The 6,886-nt window shown below is 34.9% G+C and carries 6 protein-coding genes; 2 read left to right on the top strand and 4 right to left on the bottom strand.

Annotated features, from left to right (window positions below):
* Window positions 1–49 precede the first annotated feature (49 nt).
* Window positions 50–940 (top strand): ArsR/SmtB family transcription factor, encoded by an 891-nt coding sequence (locus tag HCJ50_RS13695; protein ID WP_185348280.1) that lies wholly within the window; start codon window positions 50–52, stop codon window positions 938–940.
* 506 nt (window positions 941–1,446) lie between these two features.
* On the opposite strand, the gene HCJ50_RS13690 is transcribed toward HCJ50_RS13695, so the two are convergent.
* Window positions 1,447–2,352 (bottom strand): magnesium transporter CorA family protein, encoded by a 906-nt coding sequence (locus HCJ50_RS13690; RefSeq protein ID WP_185348282.1) that lies wholly within the window; start codon window positions 2,350–2,352, stop codon window positions 1,447–1,449.
* A 394-nt stretch (window positions 2,353–2,746) separates the two neighbouring features.
* On the opposite strand from HCJ50_RS13690, the gene HCJ50_RS13685 reads away from it, so the two are divergent.
* Window positions 2,747–3,787, top strand: a complete 1,041-nt coding sequence (locus tag HCJ50_RS13685; protein ID WP_185348283.1) for a lactonase family protein — start codon at window positions 2,747–2,749, stop codon at window positions 3,785–3,787.
* 44 nt (window positions 3,788–3,831) lie between these two features.
* Here the strand turns inward: HCJ50_RS13685 and HCJ50_RS13680 are convergent, their stop codons facing one another.
* The 3 genes from HCJ50_RS13680 to HCJ50_RS13670 all read right to left on the bottom strand — a co-directional run bounded on the left by HCJ50_RS13680 (window position 3,832) and on the right by HCJ50_RS13670 (window position 6,852).
* A complete protein-coding gene (locus HCJ50_RS13680) occupies window positions 3,832–4,527 on the bottom strand; it encodes a histidine phosphatase family protein (RefSeq protein ID WP_185348285.1) in 696 nt (231 codons plus the stop codon).
* The gene (locus HCJ50_RS13675) at window positions 4,528–5,235 is read right to left on the bottom strand and encodes a histidine phosphatase family protein (protein ID WP_185348287.1); all 708 of its coding nucleotides are present in this window, start codon (window positions 5,233–5,235) and stop codon (window positions 4,528–4,530) included.
* A 129-nt stretch (window positions 5,236–5,364) separates the two neighbouring features.
* Window positions 5,365–6,852, bottom strand: a complete 1,488-nt coding sequence (locus HCJ50_RS13670) for a peptide MFS transporter (protein WP_185348289.1) — start codon at window positions 6,850–6,852, stop codon at window positions 5,365–5,367.
* Between the last annotated feature and the right edge of the window lie 34 nt (window positions 6,853–6,886).

The raw sequence follows: 6,886 nt of genomic DNA, 5'->3' as shown, positions 1-6,886 counted from the left end.
TAATTAATATAAATACTAAGATAAAATAAAAGACAGTGAGGTGAAACACATGCAATTAGAAGTCAATGAAGAAGCTTTACCTGTGTACGAATCGTTAGCCAGTAAGGTGAGAATCAAGATTATTCAGTTGCTTTCAAGAAATAAAATGAGCGTCAAAGAATTAGCCAATGCTTTAGGACTTAGTAGCGCAATCATCACGATGCATATTAAAAAATTGGAAGATGCAAATATTATAAAAACAGAAAAAGTCGGTCAAAAGAAAATTTCTAGTTTACGTGTAGATAAAATCGACATCAATTTTCCTGAAAAAATATTCAATGCTTTCGACTCCAAAGAAACGTTTATTCCAGTTGGTCATTACACCAATTACTCAGTAGAGCCCACTTGTGGTTTAGCAACGATGAATGAATTTATTGGCGAAGTGGATGAACCAAAATACTTTATAGATACTCGTCGAATGGATGCCCGTATTCTTTGGTTTACAAAGGGGTTTGTGGAATATCAAACACCTAATTTTCTTTCTAAAAACGAAAAATTAGAAATGCTGGAAATTTCAATGGAAATTTCATCTGAATTTCCTTTTGCCAATGATAATTGGCCTTCAGATATTACTTTTACTTTAAATGGTGTAACATTAGGTACGTGGACAAGTCCAGGAGATTTTGCAGACATACGAGGAAAATATACACCGGATTGGTATCCAGATAATTTGAATCAATATGGTTTACTTAAAACAATCCGTATTACAAAACATTTAACGAATATGGATGGTGTCGCTTTATCCGATATTACTATTGCCGATATCCCAAGCAATGAAGATACTTGGCATTTACGTATTGAAGTAAAAGATGATGCCAAAAATGCTGGTGGTTGTACACTTTTTGGTCGCGGTTTTGGAAATTATGATCAAGATATTAAGCTGAAATTTTTTTATAGTTAAATCCATTTTGAAACGAAAAATAAAGAGCTTCAAAAAAGTCCAGATACCAGTCAAATTGATTGGCATCTGGACTTTTTTTGTACAAAAATAAGAACACCTTTGCTAAAAAAGTGATAAAACCAATAAACTAGCGAAGTGTTCTTATGTTTAAAAATTATACTTCAAATGGGGCCTTCTTCTTATCATCTAAAATGATTTTGTGCGCCTACACGCAACTATCTTTTCTACTCGTAAGATTAAAGCAAATGCAATAAATACACCTACGTATGTAATCTTTTCTTTAAAAAAATGCGATTAGCTTGTAAAAGTGACACTCAGATGACTGGTTTCATTTTGTTTTCTTTAACTCCATTTAATTTTGGTTCATTCAAAAAAAGCTAATTTTGTATTCATAAATTCTTTTATATCAGTCAATTGTAAAAAATACATATCGGATAAAAGAAGCAAAAATCGTCTTTCCTTTCTGAACACCAATGTTTCATCCTTTATCCACAATCGGAGGCTTTCTATTTCATCAATCTCCGCAAAACATAGGAAAGTCCAAACCACAAAATAACACTAATAAAAATCGTCACTACCCATCCAAATGTATTATGTTCAAGCGGAAGTGGCATGTTCATACCGAAGAATCCAGTAATGATTGTCGGTACCGTCAACAAAATCGACAACGCTGTAAGTATTTTCATCGTATCATTTAAATTATTGTTTAAGATATTATTATAGGTTCCAGATAACTGTTGCAAAATCTGTGAGCTTAAATCTGTCATTTCCACTAATTGTCTAGCTTCGATCAAAGCATCTTCAAACTGTTCTTTCTCCACTTCATTTAAACCACGATACACCATGTGCGCCTTCATTTGCTCGAGTAAAGCCGCATTTTGTTTAGAGGCAGATACAAAGTAAACTATTCCTGTTTCCAAATCCGATAAGGAAAGTAAATTCTTTTTAGTCGTTTTAATTTTCAGCTTATCATTGATTGTCTTTCTTTCCACATCCATTTCTTCTACATAAGGGAAAAAGGAATCCATAATAATATATAAACTGCTAAATAAAAATTGGTATAGTGTCTTTTCTGTATCCTCTTCTAAATGCTTTTTCATATTTTCAATAATATATTGATTATTTTTATTAGTAAGTGTTACTATTTGCGAGCCTTTAATAATAAACACCATCGGAATTGTTTCATGATGATTATCTATTTTCCTTTGATCAGGAACATTAAAAATCAATACAAAAGACTTTGTTTTTTGATCATATTCAAAGTGCGCTCTTTCATTTCTGTCCATAGAGTAAGCAATGACCTCATCATCCACCCCATAATTCGCAAAGTACTCTTCTAATTTATTGGTTTCGTCTATATCAATGTTAACCCAGCTATACTGTTTATTTCCAAAGTGTGTTTGAAAAAGCATGTAATCATCCTCTCGCATAAAAAAAGAGCTATTTAAAAATAAGCTCTTTTTTCATTATTCTATACATAATTATAGCACAGAACCTGGGAAATTCTGTGCTACAACTATCTTTTAAGGAGTGTTTATTTGATATAAAATAATTAAAAACATTTCTACGGGGGAAGTGATTTATCTTTAATTAAATTATTTCAAACGACAATCTTTATGGGATAATTACATTTTACATTAATTTTATTTCCTAGTCAATACTTTTATTACAAAAATATTTCATAAAAGACTAAAATACTATTTTTCATCATTTAAGTAATAATATTGCAATAAACTTGATGTTTTTATATCTTTTCCCCACTATGCTATAATTAACTAGGAAATATCTTTTATAGGAGGATTTAACATGTCAAATAATGAAGCAACAGCTTATATTGGTACATACACCAAAGTCGAAAGCCAAGGAATTTATCGTCTTGTAATCGACAAAACGACTGGCGAAATTAAAGAAAATACATTAGCTGGAAAAATGGACAACCCAACATACCTTAAAATTTCAGATGACGAAAAATTCGTTTATTCCGTAGCAAAAGATGGAGATAAAGGTGGCGTTGCTGCTTTTTCTATCGAATCAGATGGCTCACTGGCGTTAATCAATCAAGATTTAGCACCTGGGAACCCACCTTGTTATGTTGACGCGTCTCAGGATGGTTCCATTGTTGTATCTGCTAATTATCATTTAGGAACTATTGTTAGCTATCCAACTGAAAATGGAGCAGTAAAACCAGCAATTTCGACTATTCAACACGTGGGTAAAAGCATTCACGAACGTCAAGAAAAACCCCATGCACACTTTGCCGGCTTTACACCAGATCAAAAATATGTTGTCACATGTGATCTTGGTACAGATAAAGTAACTACTTATACTGCTACTGCTGGTAAACTTGAACAAGCAAGTGAATTAGATGTAAAACCAGGAAGCGGTCCACGTAATCTTGTTTTCCATCCAAATAAAAGTTTTGTTTATATTATGACAGAGTTAACTTCCGAAGTGATCTTTGCCGAATATGATAAATCAACAGGTGAATTAAAAGTGATCCAAACAATTGCTACTCTTCCAGCTAACTTTGAAAAAGAAAATAAGGGCAGTGCAATTCATATTTCTCCAGATGGTCGTTTCTTATATGTTTCCAATCGTGGTCAAGATGCGATTGTTAGCTTTGCCGTTGCCGAAGATGGTAAATTAACACTTGCACAAACAACACCTGTAGAAGGCGTAGGACCTCGTGATTTCGACCTTGACTATACTGGTGACATTCTCGTAGCTACAAACGAAAACAGCAACAATGTAACTGTTTTTGGTGTTAATAAAGAAGATGGTTCACTCACATTACTTCAAAAAGATGTCAAAGTACCTGAACCAGTTTGTATTAAATTTGTAAAATAAACTAAAAAGACAGCAGAACGAACACATAGTTCTGCTGTCTTTTCTTATGCTAAAACTGCTTTCCCAGCTTCTATATAGCTTAAATCATTTACTATCTCAATCGACCACTGTCCATTTTTGAATATAATTTTTGTCACACTCGCATTAGCAAGTTCCGGATCTACTAATTTAGGATTAAGGAAGGAAACAATTGCATTAATTGCCATGCCATGTGAAACAACTAGGATATTAGCATCATCTGTTGTATTTTCTGTACTGACTGTCTGTAAAGCTGCTTTTAGTCTTTGTTCCATTTCCTCGTAACTCTCTGACATTCCTGTTTCATCTAACTTTTCCACTGTTTCAGAAACAATTCGGTAGCCATCATCACCAAAGCTGTCGAAAGCTTCTTCTAATGTATCAAATCCTAGATGCTCCATTACTTTACCAAACATCACATCTTCTAATTCACCTTCAAATTTCCCAAAACCAAATTCACGGAAATCACGTAATTCATTAATTGTTAAATGTGATTGATTGCTTTCACGCAAAACAATTTCAGCTGTTTCAATTGTACGTCCTCTATCACTTGTGTAAACCGCTTCAAACGGAGTATCCCGAAGTCCACGACCTAAAAACTCAGCTACTTTGATTCCTTCATTCGTTAACGGTGTATCTGACCATCCTTGCACGCGACGACTTGTATTAAACATCGTCTTTCCATGTCTTACTAAATAGACAGTTAATTTTATATCCGACAATTAAACTCCCCCTTGCGTTTGTTTTCCAGCTTCAACATAAAACATATTACCTGGTTCTTCAATGGAATATGCTCCATTTTCAAAGATAACTTTTGTGACACTAGCATTTTCAATTGTTTGTAAGTTTTGACCTGGATCAATCATATCAATTATCCGGTGAATAACCATCCCATGAGCAACTACTAAAACATTTCCTCCGCCTATTTCTTTCACATCCATAAGAATTTCATCCAATCCTGCAGTCAATCGTTCTTCAAAAATAGTGGAGTTTTCCGTCATACCAGTTTCATCTAGTCGATGTACAGTATCAATAACGAGATTAGAATCATTTCCGGTTGTCTTATCATAATAGCTTTCAATGGTATCAAAGCCATGCTCATTAGCCACCATTTGCAGCACTGTTTGATTATACTCACCTTCAAATTTTCCAAAACCGAATTCGCGAATTTCTGCTAGTTTGGCTAATTTCAAATGATGATTTTCACTTTCTTTCATCACTATTTGCGCTGTTTCAATTGCACGTCCTCGGTCACTTGCGTAAGCGGCTACAAAATCAGTCCCTTTTAAACCTCGACCCAAATCATGTGCAACAAGTGCTCCTTCTTCCGTAAGTGGGGAATCTGCCCATCCCTGTACTCTATCAAGTGTGTTTAAAATCGTCTTTCCATGTCGTGTCAAATAAATTACTACCCTGCTTGATGATTCCATGTATACACTCCTTTAAATTATCACTTCTCCCTTTAATATTAGCAATACTAGCTGTTAATGGCAAACTAATTTATTTTCCATATAAAAAAAGCACTTCCTCTAATGAAAGAGAAAGTACTTCTAAACGTCTTAATGAACACCCTTCATATACTTTTTCAAGAATGGTGCCAAGATGAATAGTGCTATCGCAAAAGCAATCGCTACAAAACCAGTGATTCCGAAATACGCAACTTCTGTATCAGCACTAAAGAATTGTGTTGCTTGCGCGTTGAAAGCTTGCCCCATCGAATCTGATAAAAACCATAAGCTCATTGTTTGAGATGCAAATGCTTTTGGAGCTAGTTTCGTTGTTGCTGATAAGCCAACTGGCGAGATAAACATTTCCCCAAAAATACAGATGAAGAAACTGAGCACTAACCAAAGCGGACTTACTAGCGTGGTTGTGTCTCCGTGCAAAATCCCCGGAAGCATCATAATAACAAAAGATAAACCAGCAAAGAATAACCCTAGTGCAAATTTACGTGGAGTAGATGGTTGTCTATCCCCAAGCCGTGTCCAAATCCAAGCAAATACTGGTGAAAGGATAATCACAAATACTGGATTAAGCGACTGGAAATTAGCAGGATTTAAATTAAATCCACCAATTGATAAATCAGTTCTTTCAGCAGCAAAAATCGCTAACGTACTAGATCCTTGTTCTTCTATCATCCAAAATAAAACTGCGATTAAAAATAATGGTATGTATGCAGTTAATCTAGATTTCTCATCTGGTTCCGTTTTCTTACTTGTCATCATCATAATGAAATAAGCAAGCGGAACGCCAACACCCATTACAGTTACAGCAAGAATGATGGTATTAATGGTTAGACTACCTGTTATCATTGTTAAAATAGCAATTAATAGACCGATTGCCAAAATAATTCCTATAATTTTGACGGTCAGGCTTTTTGCTTCTGATTTTTGAAGTGGATTTGGTACTTTTTTGCCTGCTTCTTTTAAATATTTTTTACCAGTCAAAACATAAACTATTAGCGCCACTGCCATACCAACTGCTGCTACACTAAAACCAGCATGGAAACTATCAGCTTTATCTGAAACAGCTGAAACGATAAAAGGTGCAATAAATGCTCCTAAATTAATTCCCATGTAGAAAATACTAAAACCAGCATCTCGGCGATTGTCTTCGGGCGGATATAAGTCTCCAACTACATTAGAAACATTAGGTTTAAGCAAGCCAGTTCCAAGAATAATAAACGCCATGGAGATAAATAAAGCCGTCGCTCCACCATTTGGTAATGCTAGCACGATGTGACCGAACATAATCAGTACTCCACCATAAAAGATCGTCTGTCTAGGCCCTAAAACTCGGTCAGCAAACCAGCCACCAATAACCCCAGACATAAATACAAGTGACCCATAAATTGACATTATTGCTGTTGCCGTTGCTTGACTAAACCCTAATCCGCCATTCGCAACGGTATCATACATATAATAAATAAGTATTGCGCGCATCCCATAGTAGGAAAATCGCTCCCAAAATTCAGTATTGAATAAGGTTGCGAGTCCACGCGGATGCCCAAAAAATGTTTTTTCTTTTGCAGGACTATCTGTACTCAAGAAAAATCGCCTCTTTCCTTTCTTCTCATATTAA

Origin of the sequence: Listeria immobilis (assembly GCF_014322765.1) — a bacterium.
Lineage (GTDB): Bacteria > Bacillota > Bacilli > Lactobacillales > Listeriaceae > Listeria > Listeria immobilis.
The sequence above is the reverse complement of the archived record's forward strand: the minus strand, read 5'-3'. Positions and strand labels throughout refer to the sequence as shown.